This is a genomic window from Floridaenema evergladense BLCC-F167 (genome assembly GCF_041929205.2).
GTDB lineage: Bacteria > Cyanobacteriota > Cyanobacteriia > Cyanobacteriales > Aerosakkonemataceae > Floridanema > Floridanema evergladense.
The window spans coordinates 4,487,872-4,510,085 of record NZ_CM171625.1 but is presented as its reverse complement, the minus strand read 5'-3'; the positions used below and the strand labels follow the sequence as shown (position 1 = coordinate 4,510,085).

At 41.6% G+C, this 22,214-nt stretch carries 21 protein-coding genes; 9 read left to right on the top strand and 12 right to left on the bottom strand.

Features of this window, described 5'->3' with window-relative positions:
* The first annotated feature begins 16 nt into the window (after positions 1-16).
* Positions 17-1,567: a glycoside hydrolase family protein gene (locus ACE1CA_RS22080; RefSeq protein ID WP_413279733.1), complete on the top strand. Its 1,551-nt coding sequence runs from the start codon at positions 17-19 to the stop codon at positions 1,565-1,567.
* A 194-nt stretch (positions 1,568-1,761) separates the two neighbouring features.
* Here the strand turns inward: ACE1CA_RS22080 and ACE1CA_RS22075 are convergent, their stop codons facing one another.
* The gene (locus tag ACE1CA_RS22075) at positions 1,762-2,403 is read right to left on the bottom strand and encodes a Uma2 family endonuclease (RefSeq protein ID WP_413279732.1); all 642 of its coding nucleotides are present in this window, start codon (positions 2,401-2,403) and stop codon (positions 1,762-1,764) included.
* A gap of 75 nt (positions 2,404-2,478) precedes the next feature.
* Positions 2,479-5,100, bottom strand: coding sequence for a leucine--tRNA ligase (leuS, locus tag ACE1CA_RS22070; protein WP_413279731.1), 2,622 nt, complete (start codon positions 5,098-5,100; stop codon positions 2,479-2,481).
* Between the two features lie 135 nt (positions 5,101-5,235).
* Between leuS and ACE1CA_RS22065 the strand changes: the two genes are divergently transcribed.
* The gene (locus tag ACE1CA_RS22065; RefSeq protein WP_413279730.1) at positions 5,236-5,736 is read left to right on the top strand and encodes a DUF29 domain-containing protein; all 501 of its coding nucleotides are present in this window, start codon (positions 5,236-5,238) and stop codon (positions 5,734-5,736) included.
* A gap of 29 nt (positions 5,737-5,765) precedes the next feature.
* Positions 5,766-6,185: a gamma-glutamylcyclotransferase family protein gene (locus ACE1CA_RS22060; RefSeq protein WP_413279729.1), complete on the top strand. Its 420-nt coding sequence runs from the start codon at positions 5,766-5,768 to the stop codon at positions 6,183-6,185.
* 71 nt (positions 6,186-6,256) lie between these two features.
* On the opposite strand, the gene ACE1CA_RS22055 is transcribed toward ACE1CA_RS22060, so the two are convergent.
* The 4 genes from ACE1CA_RS22055 to ACE1CA_RS22040 all read right to left on the bottom strand — a co-directional run bounded on the left by ACE1CA_RS22055 (position 6,257) and on the right by ACE1CA_RS22040 (position 9,442).
* Positions 6,257-6,808: an anti-sigma factor family protein gene (locus ACE1CA_RS22055; RefSeq protein ID WP_413279728.1), complete on the bottom strand. Its 552-nt coding sequence runs from the start codon at positions 6,806-6,808 to the stop codon at positions 6,257-6,259.
* A 125-nt stretch (positions 6,809-6,933) separates the two neighbouring features.
* Positions 6,934-7,593 carry a sigma-70 family RNA polymerase sigma factor gene (locus ACE1CA_RS22050; protein ID WP_413279727.1) on the bottom strand — a complete coding sequence of 220 codons (660 nt, stop codon included), beginning with the start codon at positions 7,591-7,593 and terminating at the stop codon, positions 6,934-6,936.
* Between the two features lie 83 nt (positions 7,594-7,676).
* Complete coding sequence (locus tag ACE1CA_RS22045; protein WP_413279726.1) at positions 7,677-8,243, bottom strand: late competence development ComFB family protein; 567 nt, start codon at positions 8,241-8,243, stop codon at positions 7,677-7,679.
* A 290-nt stretch (positions 8,244-8,533) separates the two neighbouring features.
* Entirely contained in the window at positions 8,534-9,442 is a 909-nt protein-coding gene (locus ACE1CA_RS22040; protein ID WP_459563671.1) for a M23 family metallopeptidase, read from the bottom strand.
* Between the two features lie 214 nt (positions 9,443-9,656).
* On the opposite strand from ACE1CA_RS22040, the gene ACE1CA_RS22035 reads away from it, so the two are divergent.
* Entirely contained in the window at positions 9,657-11,993 is a 2,337-nt protein-coding gene (locus tag ACE1CA_RS22035; protein WP_413279724.1) for a cation:proton antiporter domain-containing protein, read from the top strand.
* A 139-nt stretch (positions 11,994-12,132) separates the two neighbouring features.
* Here ACE1CA_RS22035 and ACE1CA_RS22030 read toward each other — a convergent pair whose 3' ends face one another.
* Positions 12,133-12,348 (bottom strand): Hfq-related RNA-binding protein, encoded by a 216-nt coding sequence (locus ACE1CA_RS22030; protein WP_413279723.1) that lies wholly within the window; start codon positions 12,346-12,348, stop codon positions 12,133-12,135.
* A gap of 114 nt (positions 12,349-12,462) precedes the next feature.
* Here ACE1CA_RS22030 and dapF point away from each other — a divergent pair, with 114 nt between their 5' ends.
* The gene (dapF, locus tag ACE1CA_RS22025) at positions 12,463-13,305 is read left to right on the top strand and encodes a diaminopimelate epimerase (RefSeq protein ID WP_413279722.1); all 843 of its coding nucleotides are present in this window, start codon (positions 12,463-12,465) and stop codon (positions 13,303-13,305) included.
* A gap of 43 nt (positions 13,306-13,348) precedes the next feature.
* Here the strand turns inward: dapF and ACE1CA_RS22020 are convergent, their stop codons facing one another.
* Complete coding sequence (locus ACE1CA_RS22020) at positions 13,349-13,474, bottom strand: hypothetical protein (protein WP_413279504.1); 126 nt, start codon at positions 13,472-13,474, stop codon at positions 13,349-13,351.
* Between the two features lie 17 nt (positions 13,475-13,491).
* Positions 13,492-15,159: a DUF1565 domain-containing protein gene (locus ACE1CA_RS22015; RefSeq protein WP_413279503.1), complete on the bottom strand. Its 1,668-nt coding sequence runs from the start codon at positions 15,157-15,159 to the stop codon at positions 13,492-13,494.
* Positions 15,160-15,380: 221 nt separating this feature from the next.
* Here ACE1CA_RS22015 and ACE1CA_RS22010 point away from each other — a divergent pair, with 221 nt between their 5' ends.
* From ACE1CA_RS22010 to ACE1CA_RS21995, 4 genes are all read left to right on the top strand, one after another.
* Complete coding sequence (locus ACE1CA_RS22010; RefSeq protein ID WP_413279505.1) at positions 15,381-16,484, top strand: thiamine phosphate synthase; 1,104 nt, start codon at positions 15,381-15,383, stop codon at positions 16,482-16,484.
* A 97-nt stretch (positions 16,485-16,581) separates the two neighbouring features.
* The gene (thiS, locus tag ACE1CA_RS22005) at positions 16,582-16,794 is read left to right on the top strand and encodes a sulfur carrier protein ThiS (protein ID WP_413279502.1); all 213 of its coding nucleotides are present in this window, start codon (positions 16,582-16,584) and stop codon (positions 16,792-16,794) included.
* A gap of 424 nt (positions 16,795-17,218) precedes the next feature.
* A complete protein-coding gene (locus ACE1CA_RS22000; protein ID WP_413279501.1) occupies positions 17,219-18,694 on the top strand; it encodes a mechanosensitive ion channel family protein in 1,476 nt (491 codons plus the stop codon).
* Between the two features lie 610 nt (positions 18,695-19,304).
* The gene (locus ACE1CA_RS21995) at positions 19,305-20,276 is read left to right on the top strand and encodes a DUF1517 domain-containing protein (RefSeq protein WP_413277827.1); all 972 of its coding nucleotides are present in this window, start codon (positions 19,305-19,307) and stop codon (positions 20,274-20,276) included.
* 215 nt (positions 20,277-20,491) lie between these two features.
* Here ACE1CA_RS21995 and ACE1CA_RS21990 read toward each other — a convergent pair whose 3' ends face one another.
* From ACE1CA_RS21990 to ACE1CA_RS21980, 3 genes are all read right to left on the bottom strand, one after another.
* Positions 20,492-20,941, bottom strand: a complete 450-nt coding sequence (locus ACE1CA_RS21990; RefSeq protein ID WP_413277828.1) for a DUF29 domain-containing protein — start codon at positions 20,939-20,941, stop codon at positions 20,492-20,494.
* Positions 20,942-21,070: 129 nt separating this feature from the next.
* The gene (locus ACE1CA_RS21985; RefSeq protein ID WP_413277829.1) at positions 21,071-21,367 is read right to left on the bottom strand and encodes a hypothetical protein; all 297 of its coding nucleotides are present in this window, start codon (positions 21,365-21,367) and stop codon (positions 21,071-21,073) included.
* 32 nt (positions 21,368-21,399) lie between these two features.
* Positions 21,400-22,212 (bottom strand): ABC transporter permease, encoded by an 813-nt coding sequence (locus ACE1CA_RS21980; RefSeq protein ID WP_413277838.1) that lies wholly within the window; start codon positions 22,210-22,212, stop codon positions 21,400-21,402.
* Positions 22,213-22,214: the final 2 nt, after the last annotated feature.

The window sequence follows — 22,214 nt, the reverse complement described above, 5'->3', positions numbered from 1 at the left end:
TTTTCAGCTTGATAGCATGAAAGGTTATTTCAGATTGATGCCATCTCTAACCACAATTACACGCCGCCAAGTGCGTTTCTGTAGCGGGTTTTTCGCCGGAATTTTCATTACTGGCTTAATTAGTCAGCACTGGGGAATTCAACCAAGTGAGGCACAAAGCCTAGTACCTTGTCAATTATCAGCTGAAATGACGAAACAAAAAGAAAGCCTTCGACAGATGGCTTTAGCAGGAAATCAAGATGCACAAAGAAGCTACAAAGATCTGATTTCTAAACAAGCAAAACAATTAAAAGAGTGTCGGGAGCAAAATTGGCCCCGCAATCAAGCTATTTGGTTACGTTTGTACCCTTGCGATCTGCGACCCGGTTCTTTAGATTACATTATGGATCGGATTGTTAGTAAAGGTTATAACCAAGTTTATGTGGAGGTCTTTTACGACGCGCAAGTATTGTTACCTGAAGCAGATAATTCGACTCCTTGGCAATCGGTTATTCAAGTACCTGGGTCAGAAAAAGTTGATTTGTTAGCACAAGCAATCCAAAAAGGTCGGGAACGGGGACTAAAGGTTTATGCGTGGTTATTTTCGATGAATTTCGGCTATGCTTATGCTCAAAGGCCCGATCGCAGAGAAGTAATAGCGCGGAATGGTCGTAATCAAACTAGCTTAGATGTGGTGAATGAGGCTAGTATAGATACCGATTTAGCTAAGGGTGATGCTAGTAAGGCATTTATCGATCCTTATAATATCCAAGCTCGACAGGATTACAATCGGCTAATTCAGGCAATACTTAAACGTAAACCTGATGGAATGCTGTTTGATTATATTCGTTATCCCAGAGGCATGGGTCAAGCTTCCGTAGCTGCAAAAGTGCAAGATTTGTGGATTTATGGCGATGCTGCTAAACAAGTGTTGTTGCAAAGAGCAATAAACTATAAAGGTCGGGAATTAATTCGCAGGTTTTTAAGTAAGGGATTTGTTAATAGTGGTGATATTGCTCAAATCGATCAAGATTATCCCCAAGAAGCGGAACCTCTGTGGCAAGGAAGGATTCCTGATTTAAGTAAAGATATTTTACCTCCTGCTCAACGCCAGCCTTATTTACAAACCGAACTTTGGCAATTAACTGTAGCTCATGCTGCCCAAGGAGTGATAGACTTCCTTTCAGCAGCAATTGAACCAGTGCAGCGATTGGGTTTACCTTCTGGTGCGGTGTTTTTCCCTGGTGGAAATAAGGCTGTTGGTCAAGGTTATGATTCGCGGGTACAACCTTGGGACAGGTTTCCGAGTACTATTGAATGGCATCCGATGATTTATGCAGATTGTGGAACTACCAGTTGTATTGTGCAAGAGTTGCAAAGAGTAATCAACTTAGCTCCTAATAGTACTGATATTCGACCTGCGATCGCCGGAAATTGGGGTCAATCTTTTGGTAATCGTCCCTCATTAGAAGCACAAATGCAAGCAATTCGCCAAATCGCGCCCCAAATCAATACTGTAAGTCATTTCGCTTATTCTTGGCAAGAACCGGAGCGCGATCGAGAAAGAAAGTTCTGCAAAATGCAGTAGTTATTAGTTGAGAAAGTCTTTGTTAATTGATGATTAGCAAAGGCTTTTTTTAGTACGCAGATGAATGCAGATGAACGCAGATAAACGCAGATAAGAATATAGATAGATTTTAGTTAGGATGCAATTCTAATAAACTTCTCTTTTCTCTCTCCTTTCTTCCTTCACGTCCTTCGCGTCTTCGCGGTTCAAAAAATTTACTTTTTGAACTCCGCCATTAACCAAGCGCAAACTTGACTTTGATTCATCTGACGACTGCGACGCAAAGCTTCTTCTAAAACAGCAATTTCTAAACCTGTTAACACTTGAGATTGAGTAATTCTTCTACTTCCACCATCTGCAATACTAAAAGCAATAATCCTAACATTCTTCACATCAACAATCCAATATTCTTTAACCTGCAAATCCTCATAAAGCAACCGTTTATTACCCATATCATCAGCTAAAGAAGTATTCGCAACTTCAATCACTAAATCTGGCGGTGGATAAGTTTCTAAATTAATCACAGAAGTTCCCCAAGGAACAATATCAGCATTCTCGCCAACATAATAAGAAGCATCAGGTTGACATTCTTGAATACCTGTTCTCCTATAACTACAGTTAGTTAAACCTTTGATTAGAATATCTTTAATCCCGCAAAAAAGACTAATGGCAAAGATAACAATAGTGTTATCACAAGCATGATCGTGACCTAGTGGAACCATTTCAATTCTCAACTGTCCATTGTGATAGTAAAACTTAGCTTTCTCAAACTCTGGTTCGGCAATTACTTGCTGAAATTCTTCCCAATTTGCTGTTACCCAGGTGTCAGTTTGAAACTTAGTTAATAAGCTAGTCATGGCTTGATTTTCCTTAAAAATTTATCATTAATCATTTGTTGAATTAACCACAAATGACTAATGATGTTGCTAGTTTTAAACTACGAAATTTACCAATTTTCCTGGTACTACAATTACCTTTTTCGGTTCTTTTCCTTCCTCAAGGTAACGTTTCGCAGCATCAGATTCACGGGCATATTTTTCTAATTCCTGTTTATCTAAATTAGGAGGTGCTCCAATTGTGCCGCGAGTTTTGCCGTTAATTTGAATTACCAAAGTGATTTCATCAACTTCTAAAGCTGATTCATCAAGTTTGGGCCAAGTTTGTTTATGGACAGATTCTTTATTTCCAATTATCTGCCATAATTCTTCAGCAATGTGAGGGGCAAAAGGTGCTAAAAGCAAGATTAAAGTTTCGATTCCTTCGGTATAAACTGCGGAATTTTTGTCAGTTGCATCTTTGAGTGCGTTACTCAATTTCATCAACTCAGAAACCGCTGTATTTAATTGGTAATCTCCGGCAAAGTCTTTGGAAATTTCATCAATTGCGGTGTGAATGGCGCGACGTAAATCTTTTTCTGCTTTGCTTAATTCGCCTTTTTGGGTTTTGGCAGGTGTAGTTTCACTATACTCTGTCACCAAAGACCAAACGCGATTTAAAAAGCGGAATTGTCCTTCAACGTCTGCATCATCCCATTCTAAATCTTTTTCCGGTGGCGCTTTGAAAAGAATGAACATTCTGGCGGTGTCTGCACCATATTTGTTAATTACATCTTCTGGCGCTACGCCGTTATACTTGGATTTAGACATGGTTTGATAGGAGATTTCTAAAGGTTCTCCTGTTTCTGGATCTTTTGGATCGTTGGGATTAACTAAAGCGGAAGGAATGTATTTGGCGTTTCCTGATTTTTGGGGATTTGTATATGTTAATCCTTGTACCATGCCTTGTGTTAACAAACGGTTGAATGGTTCGTCGAATTTGAGGAGTTTGCGATCGCGCAACACCTTAGTAAAAAAGCGAGAATAAAGTAAGTGTAAAATTGCGTGTTCAACTCCACCTACATATTGATCGACTGCCATCCAATCATTTGTTTTTGCCGAATCAAACACCTGTTTCTCATTATTCGCATCAGTAAACCGCAAATAATACCACGATGAATCGATAAAAGTATCCATCGTATCAGTCTCTCTTTTTGCCGCAGTTCCACAACTCGGACATGGCACATTTACCCATTCTCCTAATTGTGCCAAAGGCGAAGGGCCACGACCACTAAATTCCACATTTTCGGGTAAAACTACAGGCAATTCTGCTTCGGGAACGGGTACAATTCCGCATTTTGGACAGTGAATTACAGGTATTGGCGCACCCCAATAACGTTGACGCGAAATTAACCAATCTCTCAACCGATATTGGATTCTCGCTTTGCCAAAACCTTGCTTTTCTGCAAAGTCAATAATTGCCTGTTTTCCTTCGGTGGAATTCATCCCATTAAACTCACCGGAATTAATCATAATTCCCGGTTCTGTGTATGCTTCGGGGACTGGGGACTGGGGACTGGGGACGTTCGGCTGAGCGCTCACGTCGAAGCCTGGGGACTGGGAAGAATTTTCTTTTGTTTCTGGGGGTGTGATTACTACTTTAATTGGTAAGTTTTGTTCTGTAGCAAATTTGAAATCTCGCGTATCATGGGCGGGTACACCCATTACCGCACCTGTGCCATATTCATACAATACGTAATCGGCAATCCAAATGGGAATTTCTTCACCTGTAAAAGGATTAATTGCTTTTCCGCCTGTGGGAATTCCCCGTTTTGGTTTATCTTCCGCAGTGCGTTCTAATTCGCTTTGATTGGCAACTTCTTTGATGAAGGTTTCGACTTTTTCTTTATTTTTTGATGTGGTGACTTTTGGTGTTAATGGATGTTCGGGTGCAAGTACTACATAACTAACACCATAAACTGTATCTGGACGAGTGGTAAATACACCAATTTTCTCATCCATTCCGACAATTGGAAATTCTAAATAAGCACCTACAGATTTACCAATCCAGTTAGCTTGCATTGATTTTACTCTATCAGGCCAACCTGTCAATTTATCTAAATCTTGGAGTAATTGTTCGGCGTAATCGGTAATTTTAAGAAACCATTGACGCAATTTTTTCTTTTCTACTATTGCGCCGGAACGCCAAGAACGTCCTTCGCTGTCAACTTGTTCGTTTGCTAAAACTGTTTGATCGATCGGGTCCCAGTTAACTGCGGCTTCTTTTTGATATGCTAATCCTGCTTGGAGAAATTGTAAGAATATCCACTGCGTCCATTTGTAGTAGTTGGGGGAACAGGTGGCGAGTTCGCAATCCCAATCGTAGGATAACCCCAGGCGTTTTAATTCCGATCGCATTTGGTCAATATTACTATACGTCCATTTCGCCGGATGAATGCCTTTTTTAATGGCGGCGTTCTCTGCTGGAAGTCCAAAAGCATCCCATCCCATCGGATGTAGTACGCGATAACCCTGCATTCGATGGACTCTGGCAATCACGTCAGTTATTGTGTAGTTACGGACGTGCCCCATGTGCAGGTTGCCCGATGGATAGGGAAACATGGATAATGCGTAAAATTTGGGTTGGTTTTTCTCTGTTGGCGTTTTGTCTAAACCTTGTTCATCCCAAATTTTTTGCCATTTTTCCTCTATTGCTGTCGGGTTGTATCGAGATTCCACTTTAAATTCTCCTACTATATTTGGCGGTATCGCCTCTGCCTCAATATTTTGACATATCCGCTTTATGCTACAACTGTAACGCATAGCGATCGTGATATAGATTAAATGAGTACAAAGCCATTTGAGGAAGACAGAATGAACCTTCCACTCACCAATTTGTATAATACTGACTTTTACGCTTGGACTCAAAAACAAGTCCAACTGTTGCGTCAGCGTGATATAGACAATCTGGATATTGAGAATTTAATTGAGGAAATAGAATCTTTGGGTAGACAGGAAAAAAGAGAGTTAGTAAATCGATTAAAAATTCTCCTTGGACATTTGTTAAAGTGGCAATATCAACCTAATTCTCGATCGAGAAGTTGGATTAGAACAATTCGAGAACAGCGAAATGAAATCAAAAATATAATTCGGGAAAATCCCAGCTTAAAACCTTTCCTAAATGATGCCCAAAATGCCGCTTATTCATCTGGAGTTGACCTAGCTATTGATGAAACAGGAATCGGAATAGATATTTTTCCCAAACTCTGTCCTTACTCATGGGAAGAAATAGAAAATCCGAACTTTTTCCCAGGTGAGATTACAGATTCAGACAGAGATTTACTGGCAATCTATGGAATATTACCTGAATCTTGAACAGCGAAAAATCCAAAATTCAAAATTGAATGATTCAGCAACCAGATTTAGAATTAATAAAAGTTTTTGTTTATGGAACTCTCAAACCAGGAGAGTCCAACTATCAACATTACTGTGGTGGTAAAGTAGTAGCAGCAACCAGAGCTACTGTTAAAGGTCAATTGTTTGCTTTACCTCTAGGTTATCCAGCAATGATATTAGGCGAAGGAATAGTTCAAGGTTATTTGCTGACTTTTAATACACAAAATATTCTCCAATATCTCGACCCATTGGAAGGACACGACCCCCAGCGTGCTACAGAACAAAATTTTTATAACCGTAAGCAATTAGAAGTTTACAGTCCTGAAGCAGAACCTTTAGGTCTAGCTTGGGCTTATTTTATGACCTTAAAACAAATTGAACAAATTGGCGGGGTACTAATCCCTTCCGGTTGGTGGACAGGTCATTAAATTTTCCCCAGTCGCCAGTCCCCAGTAGGGGCAATTCATGAATTGCCCCTACCCCAATCCCTTTGTCGAAATTATTTAATCGAGTGCGGGTAAGTTGCGGGAGATTGGGGAGATTTGTAGGTATTAGTTGATACTTGGGGTAGTTGGATTACGGGTTCGCTCAGAGCGATCGTCAAAGCTTCTGAATCAGGTTTAGCCGGAGAACTAGCAATTTGAGGCGACCAAGCATTTTGGTTGCCGAAAATACCTGATACAGCAGCAATTAAAGCAGCTGCAATTGCCGTTCCTCCCCAAACTAAAATTGGTTTGCGGCGACGCTTTTCTATACTAGAAAATACTCGATCTACTGTGACATCTACAGGTTGGGTGGCAGCTGGTACTGGCACACCCCGTAATCTTTGACGTAAATTAAGTAATCTTTTATATAAGCATTGAGTACTGGGGTCGGTTTCCAACCAGTTTTCTACTTGTTTGCGCTCTGTGGCACTCACCTCTCCATCCAGGTAGGCGCTAAGTAGCTCAAAGCGATCGCGCTTTTCCGTATCACGAGCGCACTGACAAGGGTCTGGCGAATCCTCAAAGGAATTCTGTTTATGGTTTTGGGATTCAAACTCAGGAGTCATATTAAATCCTTCCGTATCACGAGGGTCAGGAAACCCTTTGGCGAGTAAAGCTTAGTCTACTATGGATCATAAAACAGCCGATAGGAGCTATGAGTCCATTTTTATGAAGCCATTTTGAAGTTTTATTAACTGTCTAAATAATTTTGCAATTGGGACTGGAGCCTTTGTCTGGCTCTAGCGATGCGCGATTTCACTGTTCCTAAAGAAACTCCGGTAATTTCGGCAATTTCTTCGTAAGCCATGCCTTCTATTTCGCGCAAAACTATGGTAATGCGAAAAACGTCTGGTAAATCGGCGATCGCTCGATGCAATTGTTCATAAAACTCAGTAGTACTTAATTTTTCTACTGGGCCAGGATTATCTGCGGCAATTTCCCAATCCATCTCGCCATCATCGAGCATTCGAGGTGCATCTAATGATATGGGTTGGGTAACGCGCTTGCGTTTGCGTAACTCGTCATAAAACAAGTTTGTCGCAATCCGACTCAACCAACCTTGGAATTTTACAGGTTCATTGAGGCGCTTAATATTGCGATAAACGCGAATCCAGACTTCTTGGGCTAAATCTGCTCTGTCCTGCCAATCAGGAGCCAGATGATATAAAATCTTCTCCACATGGGGCTGATATCGACGCAGCAATTCAGCGAATGCCTCACGTTGCGGTCGATGACCAGTTTGGCAGCGCAAAACCAAATCGTAATTAGAGAGCTTTTCTATAGGCTGCACTTGCGTTTGAGGAATCATCACCTCAGCGCTAGACCAGGATACAGGAATTGATTGACTCATGGACAGATACAGATTAAAAACGTCCTATTCCGAAAGACGCTAATCTTGTTTGAGAAGTTCCTGCACTTACTGGTGATACTTGTTTAGTTTTGATCTTGTTCAGATTCTTTCTCTGATTTAGGTTCAAAGTTGGGAGCGTAAGCTTGTAGTAAAGAGCTTACCTGCTTGACGACATCAGTTTTTGAACCTTTACCGAGTAATTGTCTACTGGGGTCTATTTCTGGTTTAGCGATGTTCCGGGAAATGGCTTCCCCAACTTGTTGAGCGATAATTTCTTGTAGTTCTTCCTTTGCCCGTTTACGTTGATAGGTTGCACCTTCTTCAGTGGTGGCGTAGAGGGGTGGTAATCGGTTTAAGGCATAAGCTGCGATATCACCTACATCCAATACTCGATCGCTACTAGCTTCTATTTCGGCTACGCGAGCGATCGCTTCTGTAAGCACCAACTCTTCCATCACATTAATAAACTGTTTGCGCGGTACTGCCACCACTTCGCCAGTTAGTAACGATCCCATCAGTCGGTCTAGCGCCATGTACTCTTCAATGGAAAGCTCAGAGGCGGTGTCGCAGATTCTTGCCACTTCCGCTTCCATTGCTGGTGTTAGATAACCATCCTGTAACGCTTGCTCAACTATTTTTTCAATACTCATAAATTTCTCTATGGCTCCCCAAGGCACTGCTAGACGAGCTTATTTTTTCTCAATATTGCCTCACCCTGACCTAATCACTCAAGTGTATTTTCAATAGTTTGTTTTTTTTAACTGATTGAATAAACAATTGAGTATTTCCTGAAATTAATGCCAGGATTTTCATCTTTACTCCATTTTGGTTCTAATTCCGGGAATTAATCAAGTCTTTGTCTTAACAAATATTAGGCGATCGGTCTAAGATTGGACATTTTGCTGAGTCAAGGAAACAGGAAACAATCTCAAATATATTTCTATTCCATTGTTTGAGCCAACCAAGGTGCGGGATCGATCGATTTGCCATTGACATACAAACCCCAGTGTAAATGAGGGCCAGTTGATGCACCAGTAGAACCGATCGCGCCAATAACTTGACCTGTTTTTACCAGATCTCCTTCTTGAACGTCAATTCGGCTCAAATGTAGAAACACGCTGGTTACTCCTTGACCGTGATCGATGCCAATTGTATTCCCATGCAACCGGAAACCTTCAGCAAGTTTTCCTACCAAAGCCACTTTACCAGGTGCTGGAGCAACTACTGGCGAACCTTGAGCGCCAGCAAAATCTAACCCGCGATGGTAGTAGTCTTTAGCAAACACGCCATTGTAGTAACGCCGCACTCCATATCCAGTGCTGCGTCTTGCGCGACTCGGTGGCATAAAGGGACCGTTCCAATATTTTTCCGGGGTGACTAGTTGGCGAAAAGCAGCTACTCGGTCTAATTCATGTTGAGTAGGTTCTAGTCCTCCGCTGCGGCTGGAAGCAATGCGAATGCGTTGGACGGGGAAAGTGCGATCGCCCACATTCACCGACAGATTTTCTACCTGTCCATCTACCTGCACTTGAATTTGGCGAATTCCCGGTTTATCCAGTGGCGTAGTCGGCAAAAATGCTCGATAGGTAGTCGGAGCGATCGCAAACATCGGATAAGCCCTATCATCCATCCTCACCGTCGGTTTTGACCCTTGTTTAGATGCGTCCTGAATTACCACCGAAATGGTATCGCCCAACTTGGGATTAGCTGGCGATAGCTGTACTCTTTGGGCGATCGCAGGTGCAGCTAAAAATAAAATCGCCGCAGTCAGGATAAATAAGACAAAAGGCTTTTTGAAGGCAGAAAGCACAAGGCAGAAGGCAGAAGAGATTCCCTTAATTTTATTCATCATCATGAGTCCTACTACAGTTCCCACTGGGAGTAAGGCTACCGCTAATCATGAACAATGCCAATAGGCAAGGGGACAAGGGGACAAGGGGACAAGGGAAATTTAACTCAAAACTCAAAACTCAGAACTCAAAACTCCCTAAACTCTCTTCCCCTATTCGGACAAAAGTTTGTATTCTAAATTAATATACCTTAATACTTTTTTCAGAAAACTTGTGCAAGAAGACTTTAGGCTAATTGTTGATTTAGTATTAGTTCTCGGTGCGGCTGCGTTTGGAGGGCTGTTAGCCGCAATACTAAGACAGCCTGTGTTGTTGGGCTATTTATTAGGAGGCATGGTTGTTGGGCCAGCCGGACTAGGATTAATTAAAGAAGTAATTCAAGTAGAAACTCTGGCTCAATTTGGGGTAGCATTCCTCCTGTTCGCTTTGGGAGTCGAATTTTCATTCGCAGAACTCAGGAAAGTACAAAAAATTGCTCTTGGAGGCGGGGGACTACAAATTGTCCTGACAATTTTAGTTACGGTTATAGTTTGTGGAATTACTGGCGCTTGGGCTACTTTACCAGCCAAAGGCGTATTTTTAGGAGCAATTCTTTCCCTTTCTTCCACTGCGGTAGTCTTAAAATGTTTGATGGAAAGGAACGAAACCGAAACTCCTCACGGTCAAGTATTGTTAGGAATTTTGGTAATTCAAGACTTAGCATTGGGGTTGATGTTAGCAGTTTTGCCTGCCCTTGACCAACCAGCAGAAGTAATTGGAAAAGCTGTATTATTTGCTTTGTTAAGAATTGGCTTATTTGCAGCGGGTGCAGTTGCGGTTGGGATTTGGTTAATTCCACCTTTGCTGCGGTTTTTGGCACGCACTGAAAGCAAAGAATTATTTTTATTGGGTGTGGTGGCTTTATGTTTAGGAATTGCTTTATTTACTGAGTATTTAGGTTTGTCGATCGAAATGGGTGCATTTGTCGCTGGTTTAATGATTTCCGAAGTGGAATATGCCGATCAAACTCTGACTTATGTTGAACCAGTACGAGACATTTTTGCTACTTTGTTTTTCGCTTCGATCGGAATGTTAATCGATCCGGTTTTTCTCTGGAATAATCTAGAGTTAATTCTCGGATTGGTAGCGTTAGTATTTTTAGGAAAATTCTTAATTGTTACTCCTATAGTTAGATTATTTCGCTATTCTTGGAAAACAGCTGTTATTGCTGGATTGGGATTAGCACAAATTGGAGAATTTTCCTTTGTTTTAGCTAGTGAAGGTCAAGTTTTAGGGTTAGTTTCTCGACGGGTTTATCTGTTAATTTTAGGTACGACTGCGGTAACTTTGGTTTTAACTCCCTTTGTGATGCGTTTAGTACCTCAATTATTTGAAATTCCTTGGTTGAAAAACCTTCTCGATCCAACTGATTTACCTTTAGATGTTGCGCCGGAATTGCCTTTACAAAATCATGTGGTAATTTGTGGTTATGGCAGAGTTGGACGAAATTTAGTTCAACAAGTTCAGCAACATGGTTATCCGGTAGTTGTTATCGATCAGTCGGAAAGCAAAATTCAACAATTACGAGAAGCTGGGATTTCTTATGTTTATGGTAATGCAGCAAGTTTGCACGTTTTACAAACTGCTGGAGTAGCGCAAGCAAAGGGAATGGGAATATGTCTTCCTGATGCAATGAGTACTAGAAATGCTTTGCGTCGTGCTTTAGAATTATCGCCAGATTTAGATGTGGTAGTTCGTGCAAATAAGGATAAAGATATCGAATTACTTTATCAATTGGGGGCAAAGGAGGTGGTACAACCTGAGTTTGAGGCAAGCTTAGAATTAGTTAGTCATTTGTTAAATCGCATGGGAATGAGTTTAGCAACTATTCAACAACGATCGCAGGAAATTCGCAAACATCACTATTTGGAATTACGTCCACAACGATCGGCTTCTCAAGTCTCCCGCGAGTTAGAATTGGCAACTCAAGATATGAATAGTCGCTGGTATTCTTTACCTGCAAATTCTCCTTTGTCGGGAATGAATTTAGCCGAAGCAGATTTGCGGAATTTAGCTGGAGTAAACTTAATGGCAATTCGCCGTGCTAGTGGAGAAGAAGTTGATTATCCAGATGTTTCTACTACTATTGAGGAAGGCGATCGCTTATTAGTTGTAGGAGAAGCTGAGGAGTTAGCTGCTTTGGATGATTTGGCAAAAGGTAAGGCAGCTATTCCAGCAAAAAGAGCCCCTTCTTGTCAATGGATTTTAGTCCCAGAAAATAGTCCTTTTGCGGGTAAAACTTTGGCAGATTTGGATATTCAGCGACAGTATGGGATAAAAGCGATCGCAATTCGTCACGAAGGTAAGTTTATCCGCGATCCAGAAGACGATATCGAACTACAAGTTGGTGATAGAATTTTACTTTGTGGTGGCTATCATCCACTAAATTTACTACAAAAATCTCTCATGCCAGAAGAGAAACCACCTATCCCAATTGTTCCAATAGTTCAAGCCGCAGAAATTCAAGCTTTACGGGAATATTTACCGATGGATAATTGGCGAGAACCTTGAAATTTTAGGTTAATAAACTTGGTTCGTTGTGAAGACTTTAATCCTTCTATTTGTTAATAGTTATGAGTTATGAGTTTTGAATTATTAACTTAAAACTCATAACTCAAAACTCATAATTATTAAACGAACCTATTAGTTTCTAATCAAAAGCTTTCAGATAAGCTATTGATTGTCGCCAAACTAAAGTTTGTTGATTACTATCGTCGATAATAGCAATACAATTTTGGTCTTGCCAACGCAGGATTCCACCGAGAACTTCTCCAGTTAACAACTTTAGCTCAACTCGTTTTTGAGCTTTAATAATTGATTGAACTTGCCGTACACTAGGTAAATTAGTATCAAATGCACTAGTCATATTTAATCGATCGTTGGTAATTAATCATCATTCATCGGTCATTGTGGAAGAATTTATCCAGATGACAAAAGACGAATGACAAAGGACAAATAACAAAGGACAAAGGTAATTGTAATGGCAATTGAGTTTACTAAGTACCAGGGTTTAGGAAATGATTTCATTTTGATTGATAATCGGGCTTCGTCCCAGCCAATGTTAACACCCCAAGAGGCGATTAAGTGGTGCGATCGCCATTTCGGAATCGGTGCAGATGGGGTAATCTTTGTTTTACCGGGACAAGAAGACACAGATTATAGCATGAGGATTTTTAATTCTGATGGTTCTGAACCGGAAATGTGTGGCAATGGTATCCGCTGTTTAGCTAAGTTTATCGCTGATTTGGAAGGTCGCTCTACCGAATCGCTGCGCTATCGCATTCATACTTTAGGTGGCGTAATGTCGCCAGAATTGCGTCCTAATGGTCAAATTACAGTAGATATGGGTGTACCCCGACTGTTGGCGCAGGAAATTCCCACAACTTTGACTGCTGCTGAGGAAAAGGTAATTAATCAACCTTTGGAAGTGGCAGGAGAAACTTGGAATGTGACTTGTGTGAGTATGGGAAATCCTCACTGTATTACTTTTGTAGACGATCTGACAGCAATTCCTTTGGCAGAAATTGGCCCAAAATTCGAGCATCATTCAGTTTTTCCCCAACGCACAAATACGGAATTTATTCAAGTAGTTAACCGAAATTATTTAAAAATGTTGGTTTGGGAACGGGGTGCTGGTGCAACAATGGCTTGTGGTACTGGTGCTTGTGCGGCTTTGGTAGCGGGGGTGTTGACGGGGAATTGCGATCGGCAAGCTACAGTAGAATTACCCGGAGGCCCTTTGGAAATTCAATGGTCAGAAGTCGAACAGCGAGTTTACATGACTGGCCCAGCGACTAAGGTTTTTACAGGGACTTGGTGCTAGGAAGAAGTGGGGGGGTGGGGAGGTAGGGGGGTGGGGGGAATTTCTAGCTCCAGACATCTCCCCATCCCCCCATCTCCCCATCTCCCCATCCCCCCATCCCCCCATCTCCCCATCCCCCCATCCCCCCATCTCCCCATCTCCCCATCTCCCCATCTCCCCATCCCCCCATCTCCTATGTGCCTCTGCTCAATCAATCTCTTCGATCGTACCTAACAAATCGTTGCTATTAATTTTTTCTAGCATTTCTTCGGCTTGAGTGCGATCGCTAAAAGCCCCCACTTGCATGACTACTTTACCCTCAGAAATAGTGCGAAAAGCACTTGGAACTAAAGATAAAAGTCTTTTTTGTTCCTCCAAAGTTCGCACTTCCACCACTACACGGTAACGCACACCTAATGCTGTACTAGCTTGATTAGTTTGCCCCAAAGTTTGGCTTGGCAAACTGTTAGCATTTACCTGAGAAAATGTCGTATTAGTATTTGGTAAAACACCGGGTTGAATTCCAGCTTGAGGAAGTCCCGTCTGTTCTGGTGTTGGTACTGGAATTGGTATTACCGTTGGTGTTGGAGTACTTCTGGCAGCGACGACAGTGGTACGACGTTGTTTTGCTACCCGCCTTCTGGTAACAGCCCTTGCCCTTCTGTTACGACGTGCAGGGCGTTTTTTCACAGCTGGTGCGGGAACGGGAATTTGTATACCTGTGCCATCATTGGCAAGTGCTACTGGGGAACTGCTTCGAGTGGTGCTAACTTGAACTAAATTACCATCTAAATCAATGCGTCCAATTAATCGCCTACTAGTTAATTGATTTCCATAGACGGAAATTGTTTGTATTGCAGTGCTGGCATTAATTTCATAGCGACCATTGTTACGGATAATATTACCACCTGGGTCTTGAGCAGTTCCCAAATCTGGAACAGTTTCAGTTAAAGCAATTACACCATCTCGTGTGTTACTTTCGATCGTATTACGACGTAAAATTGGTTTGGCTTTACCTTGGATAACAATTCCGTCTGTATTTTGGGAGATGCGATTATCTGCGATTAAGGGTGTGGCATTGTGACCAATATTAATACCAAATCCAGTTCTTTCAAAGACATTTTCCCTGACTTCGGGACGAGACGAACCGTAAATAGTTATGCCATTTGCTCCATTATTAGCGAAGTAATTGTTGCGAATTAAAGGGGCACTATTACCTGCTACAGAAATTCCATCGTGAGTATTGCCAACAAAGGTACAATCTGCGATTACTGGGTTAGTAGATTCTATCCAAATTCCGTAACCTCTGCGGTTCGGGTTTGTAACTGTGACTCCAGCAATTCCTGATTTGGTAGCAGCAAGGATGGTAACATTTTGACGGGCGAAAGTTGGACTAATGAATAATCCACCACCTTTAATAATGACAGCGCGACCTTTGCTTTGGGGGTCTCCTTGAAGAGTAATGCCCGGTTTTAATTGTAGAGGAAAAGATTCGCCATTTTGGTTGCTGTAAGTTCCGGGAGCAAGGTAAATGACGGTGTTTTCTCTGGCAACTTTTAAGGCTTGGGAAATTGTTTTGAAGGGTGCGCGATCGCTACCGTCTCCAGTGGTATCATTACCTGCGATCGGGTTAACCAGCAGTTGAGTCATGGTTGACTCTGCTTGTGAAATTGGGAAACTTTCAATTACTTGCTGCTGTGGTGGCAAAGCAAACACCCCGGCATTTTCCCAACAAAGCAGGACTGTAGTAGCAAATCCTAAACTGACTTTCAGCGAGTGCTTAACATTTACTGGCTTAAAATTAGCTGCTAAATAGCCATTGAAAAACTTTATGGGAGGTTTTGCTGAATATTGACAGTGACGTGGTAAATTCACAGCTAGCTGTCCTCCTAAAATTTCAGAGAGTACTAAAGATTAAACTGCAAATCTCAGGTCTACCAGTTAAAGCAAAATTTAATCGCTTAAAGGAGTCTAATTCTTCTGGTAGAAATGAGAAAATTATGTTTTGTCTGCACCCCAACCGACTAATTTTTGACGGTAACAAGTTGAAGGCGAAGCTTCTTGTTAGGATTAATGAACTAAATGGAGTTGTGACAATGGTCGATCGCCCCAAGTTATTATTAGGTGAGTTACCTTTACAAGCGCAGCCTGCGTTATGTCGTATTTTAGATGCTAATTTAGACCGCGCTAGAGAAGGTTTAAGAATTGTTGAGGAATGGTGTCGGTTTGGTCTTAATAGTAGCGAGTTGGCAGCAGAATGCAAGCAGCTACGTCAAGAAATTGCTAAATGGCATACCCCAGAGTTACGGGCGTTTCGCAATACTTTGGGAGATGTGGGAACTGAGTTAACTCATCCCCAAGAAGAAACTCGTGGTAGTATTGGGCAACTTTTACAAGCCAATCTTTGTCGGGTACAAGAAGCACTGCGAGTTATAGAAGAGTACGGCAAGCTTTATTTAGCGGAGATGGGAAGCGCGTTTAAGCAAATGCGTTATCGGGTTTATGTTTTAGAGACGAATTTGTTAGGTTATCAACGACAACAAAAATTGTTGCAGAGTTCGTTGTATTTGGTAACTTCTGCGTCAGAACATTTGTTTGCGATCGTGGAAGCTGCCCTAGAAGGTGGGTTAACGCTGGTACAGTACCGGGATAAAACGGCGAATGATGATGTCCGGTTGGAAATTGCGGCTAGATTACGTAAACTTTGCCATCATTACGAAGCTTTGTTTATTGTGAACGATCGCGTAGATTTGGCGATCGCGGTAGATGCAGATGGGGTACATTTGGGACAGCAAGATATGCCAATTGCCACAGCCAGACAGTTACTTGGCCCACATCGGATTATTGGACGTTCTACCACAAATCCAGAGGAAATGCAGCGTGCGATCGCAGAAGGAGCAGATTATATTGGAGTAGGGCCAGTTTACGCTACTCCCACCAAAGTCGAAAAAGCTGCCACAGGTTTAGAATATGTCCGTTATGCTGCCCAAAACGCGACTATTCCTTGGTTTGCTATTGGTGGAATCGATCCGAGTAACTTAAATGATGTACTCTCAGCAGGAGCAGATAGAATTGCTGTAGTTAGAGCAATCATGCAAGCAGAACAGCCAACTTTAGTAACTCAGTACTTTATTTCTCAGTTAACTCGCGTGCAAACTCTGCGTAATTTTCGATCGCACCTAGCCCAATCTCACAACTAGAACCTTAAAATGTAGAGACTAAAGATGTAGAGACGTTGTATACAACGTCTCTACTACAAGCATTATGTAATTTATCGATCGCACTTAGCCCAATCTCATGTCTAATGAAATCACCCTACAGGTAAACGGCGAAAACCGTAATTGTCCTTCCCAAATGCTAATTCCCGACTTATTAACGCATTTGGGTTTTAATCCCCGTTTAGTCGCCGTAGAGTATAACGGAGAGATTCTGCATCGGCAATTTTGGACAGAAACAGAGGTGAGAGAGGGCGATAAATTGGAAGTAGTTACGATCGTTGGCGGTGGTTGACATTCTCAAGTCTAAGAGGTTGTTTGAAAGGGAGCATCCCAATTTTGCAAAAATACAAGCGATTAGAAATCGCGGCTACACAGACAAAGCCTGCCTCCGCAGGCTAAAAGTCCGCGCAGGCGGACTTGGTTTGTATAGCCCCAGACTTCCAGTCTGAGGGGCAATTTACACATTTGGGATGCTCCCGTTTGAAAAGCCTTGGCAACCAGAAGTCGCGGCTACACGAGACTTTACCCACCTACGAAAAACTTTGATTTTCTGTTAGTCCACCTGCGTGAACTTTGCGTATGTAGTAGCCAATTACATTCGCCCAAAACTTTTCATAATTTTGAATTAAACCGATAAATTTTTAACCAGGAATTATTTATGGTATTATATCTAGAAAGAATTTAAGACTGAAAACCTCAATTATCAATAGAGAGATATGATGAAACCCCGGCTTTCCTGTAAAACTAAACGTTTTATCAGCCTTTTGTTAATGGCAATAATTATATTAGCGATCGCCCCTTTAGTCAGTGCAACTGTGATAAATCAAGGTTTACCAGAACCAGTTAATCAAGGAATCATAGCATTAACACATGGGAACATACTAGTTCAAATCTCGTTTTTTGATTCCCTCAACAGCAATGTGATGAACTTCCTCAATAGCGAGGTCTTTAAACAGTTGATTCTAGGCTTACTAGAGGCAGGAGTGGCAACCCTATTGCTGGTTATTAGTTGGAATTTAATCAATAAGTTCTTCCGTTTTCTTCCGACTAAGGTGAACGAATTACAGGCAAAATATAATACTAAAACTATTCGCATTGGTAGTAAAGAGGTACTTCGCCCGGAACAAATTACTCAATTCTTAATGCGGGTAATTACCTTCAGCCGATTTGTCATTCTAGGGTCGATCGCGCTGTTTTATGTTAACGCTGTTCTTTCCTTTTTTCCCCAGACTCAACCTATAGCCTCCATAATTTTTACCTCCATATTTAACGCAATTAGCCAGGTGGTTTTGGGATTTGTCAATTACATACCCAACTTAATTTTCCTGATTATTTTGTTTTTCACAGCTTATTATTCGATCAAATTTATTCGGTTCATTTTTGGGGAAATTGAAGCAGGAAATCTAGTCATACCAGATTTTGATCCAGAATGGGCGGCTCCTTCGCAACGAATTATTCAATTTTTAACAATTGCTCTTTGTGGGGTGATTGCCTTTCCTTATCTTCCTGGGTCAAATAGTGGTGCATTCCAAGGAATTTCCATCTTCATCGGTGTACTGCTTTCAATTGGTTCTAGTACAGCAGTTGCCAATATTATTGCTGGTATTCTGTTAACCTACACCCGCGCATTTAGGATTAATGATGATATTCTAATCGGCGAACTATGGGGAACCGTGATTGAAAGAGGTTTATTTGTGACTCGACTTCTCAATTACGAGAATCAGATAGTAAGTATTCCCAATTCAACGATTTTAAGTAGTAACGTGCTTAACTACAGAACTAATCCTCAGCCTAACCCAAGAGATAACATCTATCCTGCACCGCTATGGATTGTAGAAGTTGACGTTCCTGCTAATGTTCCATCTCAGCAAGTGTACGAAATTTTGAGGAACGCCTCTCGTAAAGTACCAAATGTGGTACAGGAACCAGAGCCTCTCATCTTAAGCTCCGCTTTCAAGCATAACTGCATGACTTATCTGTTGAAATATGCTACCCATACCCCTAGCATAGTTAAAACAGGTAGTGCGGTGAGAAAACAAATTCTAGATGAGTTTCTCAGTCAAGGTATTATTCTCTATCCGACTCAATACATTATCTATGATTCTCCAAATGAACCGGATTCTCAGAAGATTAATCCTTTCGATCGGCAAGTTATTTCTCCAAAGAGGAAACCAAACTCCCAGGAATCGTAAGAACAAAATTTTGAGCAAAAACATGAATTATGATGACCGAGTTTTAAGCTTTTATGCTGATCCTGGCACTCTTTGATCGTTGGTGGTGGGTAAAGAAACAGGGGATACAGTAAGTTCCACTATTTATTGACATCTCCAAAAAACCTTGTAGAGACGTTATATATAATGTCTCTACAAGGTTTTCAGTTAATGCACCTTTAATTCTGGATATATATATTAAAGTTGTGAGAAGTTATTGACGTTGAAGCACTGCAAATCGATAAGCTTGTCCATTCTTGTAAGCGGTAAACTCTGATGGACTGGTGAACTGGACATCGAATTTATCCGTAGTTGAACTGTCTTGACTTTATGCAGCAGACGATCGAAAACGGTAAAAAAGATTCTTTGCCCCTACGGTACGGTAATCTACCCAGCAATACACCCCCAGATAGCTGCCCAGGAAAGAGAGAAAGCGATAAATTAGAAGAGTGTAAAGAAGTTGTAACAAAAAAGTGATTAATCAAAGAAGCTGTAGAAAATGACTAAAGTTGTGAATAAGAACGACTGAAGTCGTTACTACAAACGTTAAAGTATTTCTTTGAGATGAAAGCTTTTCAAGAGGCTGGGTTATATGTACAAAAAATTACTTTCAGCTATCAAACCACTTGTTAAACCTGTCATTGTTCTTGGTCTAGTGCTTACCTTAGCACTTGGTCACGCTGATGGGGCTTTAGCCGCCCGTACTGGTGGGCGCATTGGTGGTGGTTCTTTTGGTGCTCCTAGCCGCACTTATTCTCCTCCTCGCAGTTATGCACCTGGGCCTTCTGGCGGGTACTATCCTTATGGTGGAGGCGGTTTCGGTTTTCCTTTCCTAATTCCATTTTTTGGATTTGGGGGCGGTTTTGGTGGTTTATTTACCATCATCATTTTCTTAACTTTGGCTAACTTTTTAGTACAAACCTTCCGTCGTGTTAACGCTGGTGAATCTGAAGAGTTAGGATATTCCAGCAACCCGACTGTTTCTGTAGCCAAGTTACAGGTTGGTTTGTTGGCGGGTGCGCGGACTCTGCAAACTGAACTAAATCAAATTGCCGAAAAAGCTGATACTGGTTCCCCTGAAGGTCGCGCCGAAGTGGTACAAGAAGCTACATTAGCATTATTGCGTCATCCCGAATACTGGGTTTATGCAGGTGCGGAAAGTCAACAAGCACGTTTAGCTGGTGCAGAAGCTCAATTTAATCGCTTTTCTTTAGCAGAACGGAGTAAGTTTACTTCTGAAACTCTTTCTAATATGAATAATCTGCTGAAGCAAGCTACTCCAAATGCTGCTTTACCAGCTGGTGAAACTTCAGCTGCTTTAGTAGAAACGCAGCAAGAGTCAGGTGAATATATTGTAGTGACTCTGTTAGCAGCTACCTTGGGCAAAGTTGAATTACCAAAAGTGAATAGTTCAGAAGATTTGCGTCAAGCTTTGCGTCAGTTTGGTGGTATTCCTGGGGATAAATTATTAGCAATGGAAGTTCTCTGGACTCCCCAAGCAGAAGGCGATACTCTCTCTTCTGATGACATGATTGCAGAATATCCCAATTTGAAACTGATTTAATGGGTGTTTGCGAATCGCTAATTTGATCCCCCCTAACCCCCCTTACCAAGGGGGGAACTCCTTTTAAACTCCCTCTTACAAAGAAGAGAACTCTTTTCAAAGTCCGCCTTATTACCTTTCAAAGTCCCCCTTATTAAGGGGGATTTAGGGGGATCAAATCAAACAATCAAAACAGGGTTAGTTAATTCTAGCCCCGTTTTTTATTATGTTAATTACTAATTGGGAAACCAATTTTTATCAAGTAATTGGTCAAGAGAATAAGGACATTGTTCGGGCAGAGAAGTAAGTTGAGTTTTTTTATGGACAATCAATAAAGCATTTTGGTAGATTTTGGGCAATTCATCTGCTAAATAATTTTGTAAATTAGTGGTAAGTTTATCTTCTAACTGAACCCTAAAAGTAATAATCTCTGCCGCCCAGTGATTTGCGTTTATCTCTTTCTCTAATTGCCAAAATTGATACAACATTAGATGAATAATAATCTGTAATAGCAAACTTTTAACAGCATTTCTTTCGCTGCGTCCCAATGCTTCCAACTCCTCAATTAAATTGTCATAATCTAAGTTTTCCAGATCGCGATTTTTGAGTTGTTTAATTATTTCTGTTAACCAGCGATCGTACTCATTTTCATAAAGTTGTTTTAAATTTAGCGTGTTAGTTTCCATAAAAATGACTTTATCACTCTATAGACTGCGATCGTGAAAGACTGCGATCGTGAAGGTAGCATCCCAATTTTGCCAAAATACCAGGCGATTAGAAATCGCGGCTACACAGACAAAGCCTGCCTCCGCAGGCTAAAAGTCCGCGCAGGCGGACTTGGTTTGTATAGCCCCAGACTTCCAGTCTGAGGGGCAATTTACACATTTGGGGGGCTCCTGATCGTGAATTTCATCTCGTGTTAGTTGTTTGTGTCCTTTAACGCTAATTGGATTTTTGGCTAACTTATCCATAATTTTCCAATTTCGCTGCTGTTTGTTGTTAATCAAATTTATTACTTTTACTTGCTCATCATCTTGTAATTCCTGTTTGTATTCATCAGGAATTTGAATTTTTCCTTCTTTTACGATCGCTTGAAACTCCACTGCCTGCATTTACATTTCCCCTTTCTTTTAAATCAGTTACTTCATTGCTTTAACCGTTTTTCCGCACTTTGGTAACGGATAGATTCAGCGAGGAAGAAAACTACACCAGAAATTAACATTAGGATGACGCTGAGGGCGTTAATATCGGGTTTGACACCTGTACGAATGCGGCTAAAAATTTCCATTGGTAAGGTAGTTGCGCCGCTACCTGCGGTAAAACTAGCAATCAGGAAGTCATCTAAACTGAGGACGAAGGCGAGGAGACAGCCGGAGATGATTCCGGGCATGAGTTCGGGTAATAATACTTTTAAGAATGCTTGTCTGGGTGTTGCGCCTAAGTCGAGTGCTGCTTCTTCTAGGTGGGGGTTTAAGTCGGCGAGGCGGGTAGACACAACTAGTCCGACGTAGGCGAGACAGAAGACGACGTGGGCGGCGACGATAGTCCAAATGCTGAGGCGGATTTGGACGACGGCGAGGAAGACTAGGGTGGCGACTGCGATCGCAATATCTGGAATAATCAAAGGCAGGTAAGAAACCCCTCGATACAAACTCTTTCCCCGAAAGCGATACCGCGCCAAACCTACAGCCATCAGCGTTCCGATCACTGCCGCAATCCCCACCGCAGAAGCAGCTACAATCAAGCTATTCTGTAAAGCTGAGAGAATCCGCTGGTCTCGAAACAGCTGTTGATACCATTTCAGCGTAAAACCTTCCCAACTAGCACTAAAGCGAGATTCGTTAAAACTGAAAAAAGCTAGTACCAGGATGGGTAAGTACATATAAACAAACATTAGCAGCGAGAAAAGTAACTGCCAATAAAAGCGGGGTTTTTCCTGGGACTGTAGTTTAGGCATTA

What these genes read in the sequence shown, in the direction of transcription:
- ACE1CA_RS22080 (WP_413279733.1), top strand. Translation starts at nt 17, where the DNA reads ATGAAAGGTTATTTCAGATTGATGCCATCTCTAACCACAATTACACGC.
- ACE1CA_RS22075 (WP_413279732.1), bottom strand. Translation starts at nt 2,403, where the DNA reads ATGACTAGCTTATTAACTAAGTTTCAAACTGACACCTGGGTAACAGCA.
- ACE1CA_RS22065 (WP_413279730.1), top strand. Translation starts at nt 5,236, where the DNA reads ATGAACCTTCCACTCACCAATTTGTATAATACTGACTTTTACGCTTGG.
- ACE1CA_RS22060 (WP_413279729.1), top strand. Translation starts at nt 5,766, where the DNA reads ATGATTCAGCAACCAGATTTAGAATTAATAAAAGTTTTTGTTTATGGA.
- ACE1CA_RS22055 (WP_413279728.1), bottom strand. Translation starts at nt 6,808, where the DNA reads ATGACTCCTGAGTTTGAATCCCAAAACCATAAACAGAATTCCTTTGAG.
- ACE1CA_RS22050 (WP_413279727.1), bottom strand. Translation starts at nt 7,593, where the DNA reads ATGAGTCAATCAATTCCTGTATCCTGGTCTAGCGCTGAGGTGATGATT.
- ACE1CA_RS22045 (WP_413279726.1), bottom strand. Translation starts at nt 8,243, where the DNA reads ATGAGTATTGAAAAAATAGTTGAGCAAGCGTTACAGGATGGTTATCTA.
- ACE1CA_RS22040 (WP_459563671.1), bottom strand. Translation starts at nt 9,442, where the DNA reads ATGAATAAAATTAAGGGAATCTCTTCTGCCTTCTGCCTTGTGCTTTCT.
- ACE1CA_RS22030 (WP_413279723.1), bottom strand. Translation starts at nt 12,348, where the DNA reads ATGACTAGTGCATTTGATACTAATTTACCTAGTGTACGGCAAGTTCAA.
- dapF (WP_413279722.1), top strand. Translation starts at nt 12,463, where the DNA reads ATGGCAATTGAGTTTACTAAGTACCAGGGTTTAGGAAATGATTTCATT.
- ACE1CA_RS22020 (WP_413279504.1), bottom strand. Translation starts at nt 13,474, where the DNA reads ATGGGGGGATGGGGAGATGGGGAGATGGGGAGATGGGGAGATGGGGGG.
- ACE1CA_RS22010 (WP_413279505.1), top strand. Translation starts at nt 15,381, where the DNA reads ATGGTCGATCGCCCCAAGTTATTATTAGGTGAGTTACCTTTACAAGCG.
- thiS (WP_413279502.1), top strand. Translation starts at nt 16,582, where the DNA reads ATGTCTAATGAAATCACCCTACAGGTAAACGGCGAAAACCGTAATTGT.
- ACE1CA_RS22000 (WP_413279501.1), top strand. Translation starts at nt 17,219, where the DNA reads ATGATGAAACCCCGGCTTTCCTGTAAAACTAAACGTTTTATCAGCCTT.
- ACE1CA_RS21995 (WP_413277827.1), top strand. Translation starts at nt 19,305, where the DNA reads ATGTACAAAAAATTACTTTCAGCTATCAAACCACTTGTTAAACCTGTC.
- ACE1CA_RS21990 (WP_413277828.1), bottom strand. Translation starts at nt 20,941, where the DNA reads ATGGAAACTAACACGCTAAATTTAAAACAACTTTATGAAAATGAGTAC.
- ACE1CA_RS21985 (WP_413277829.1), bottom strand. Translation starts at nt 21,367, where the DNA reads ATGCAGGCAGTGGAGTTTCAAGCGATCGTAAAAGAAGGAAAAATTCAA.
- ACE1CA_RS21980 (WP_413277838.1), bottom strand. Translation starts at nt 22,212, where the DNA reads ATGCCTAAACTACAGTCCCAGGAAAAACCCCGCTTTTATTGGCAGTTA.